This window comes from Pseudomonas sp. PS02303 (assembly GCF_029959925.1).
Classification (GTDB): Bacteria; Pseudomonadota; Gammaproteobacteria; order Pseudomonadales; family Pseudomonadaceae; genus Aquipseudomonas; species Aquipseudomonas mandelii.
In genome coordinates this window covers 1-2,094 of sequence record NZ_JASCOM010000476.1, presented here as the reverse complement: position 1 = coordinate 2,094, position 2,094 = coordinate 1, and the positions used below count along the sequence as shown (strand labels likewise).

General features: G+C 59.6%; 1 protein-coding gene. It reads left to right on the top strand.

All coding sequences use genetic code 11. The features are described 5' to 3' along the window. Positions 1–126: 126 nt before the first annotated feature. Positions 127–2,010: a TonB-dependent receptor gene (locus QMX98_RS34225; protein ID WP_282412066.1), complete on the top strand. Its 1,884-nt coding sequence runs from the start codon at positions 127–129 to the stop codon at positions 2,008–2,010. Positions 2,011–2,094 lie beyond the last annotated feature (84 nt).

Sequence of the window (2,094 nt, the reverse complement as noted above, 5' to 3'; positions counted from 1 at the left end):
CGATAGCGGTCTGCCAGTCACCTCTTCTTTGACTGACACACCCTCATCGCGAGCAGGCTCGCTCCCACATTGGTTTTCTGTGCCTTTCAAAATTTGTGTTCGCTTTAAAGCGCCAACGGATTACCGATGAAACTCTCCCCCCTCGCCCTGACGCTGACCCTGCTGCCGGCCGGCCAACTCCTGGCCGACACCTTCGAACGCGATCAAGCCCTGAAGCTCCCTGAAGTGCTGATCAGCGCCAACCGTCAGGTCGAAGCGCGTAACGACAGCAGCGCCGCCAACACCGTTTTCACCCGCGACGACATCGACCGCCTGCAACCGGGCAGCGTCACGGACTTGCTGAGTCGTGTACCCGGTGTGCAAGTCGTGCAAACCGGCGGGCGCGGCAGTCTTCCGGGGATCTACATTCGCGGCACCCAGTCAGCGCAGAGCCTGGTGCTGGTGGACGGCCAACGCATCGGCAACTCAACCTCCGGCGACAGCAACCTGCAACACATCAACATCGACCAGGTCGAGCGCGTGGAAGTGCTGCGCGGCTCCCGTTCGGTGATTTATGGCAGTGATGCGATTGGCGGCGTGATCCAGATTTTCACTCGCCGTGGTGGCGAACAAGGCCTGCAACCACGTATGCACATGGGGTTTGGCAGCCATCAGACCTGGGAGCGCAGCCTCGGATTATCCGGTGGCGATGAGAAAACCCGCTTCAACCTCGGCGCCAGCCTCGATGAAACCGCCGGGATCAACCGCACCCACGAGTCCTATCCCAGCGACAGCGATCATGACGAATACCGCAACAAATCGGTCAGTCTGAGCCTGAGCCATGCCCTCACCGACGACATCGAAATCGGCGCCAACCTGCTGGATAACCGCGGCAAAAGCGAGTTCGACAATCCATTCGGGCGCTTTGACACGACGACCTTCGAATCGCTCCAGCAGCAGCCTTACAGCGACTTTGCCGTGAGCAGTATCAGCAGTTATGTCGATGCCAGGGTCAACGACATCTGGAAAACCCGCGTCGAATTCGGTGACAGCGAAAACCGCGAGAAGACCCTCGACAAACTCAGCGATGAACGCAGCGTGTTCAACACGTACCGTGATTCGGTGAACTGGCAGAACGACCTGACGCTCAATGAGCGCAACAGCCTGATTCTCGGCGGCGACTGGTACGAAGACCGGATCAACAGCAGCACCCCGTTCGACGAGGACAGCCGTTGGAACCGCGCAGCGTTTATCCAGCATCGCTACCAGGCGGACAGTTTCTCCACGGAACTGGGTCTGCGCCGGGACCAGAACCAGCAGTTTGGCGGCCAGAACAGCTGGAGCGGCACCTTCACCCTGCCGCTGAACCCGGACAACGACGTATTACTGACCTACAGCGAAGGTTTCCGCGCACCGACCTTCAATGACTTGTACTACCCGGATTTCAGCAACCCGAACCTCAAGCCTGAAACCTCGAAAAGCTACGAGCTGCAATGGCGCAGTCAGTTGACCGAGACCAGTCGTCTCGAAACTTCGCTTTATCGCACGGACCTTGAAGACGCGATTATTTTTGGCAGCAACTCACGGCCACAGAACGTGGCTTCGGCTCGGATCAACGGGTTCGAAGCGGCTCTGAAACAAGAACTGTTCGGCTGGCAGAGCAACCTCGGCGTGGCGATCATCGACCCAAGGGATCGCGACAGCGGCCATACCCTGGCCCGTCGTGCGCGGCGCACCTTGAGCCTGGACCTGGATCGTCAGTTCGACCGGTTCGGCCTCGGCGCCAGCTGGCAAGCGGTGAGCAGCAGCTATGACGACTTGAACAATCAACAGCCGTTGGGTGGCTATGCCCTGCTGGGGTTGCGCAGCAGCTGGGAATTGAATCGCGAGGTCAAGCTTGAGCTGAAAGTCGATAACCTGCTGGACAAGGGCTATAGCCGGGCGCTGTACACCCATGATGGCAGTCAGTATGGGTATCGCGAGGAAGGTCGGGCGTGGATGTTTGGGGTGACCTGGACGCCTGGACTCTGAATGTGCGGTGTTCGGGCGGGCCTCTTCGCGGGCAAGCCTCGCTCCTACAAGGATCACCCCGGACCTGTAGGAGCGAGGCTTGCC

Coding starts and splice junctions, on each gene's coding strand:
- QMX98_RS34225 (WP_282412066.1), top strand. CDS start 127: ATGAAACTCTCCCCCCTCGCCCTGACGCTGACCCTGCTGCCGGCCGGC.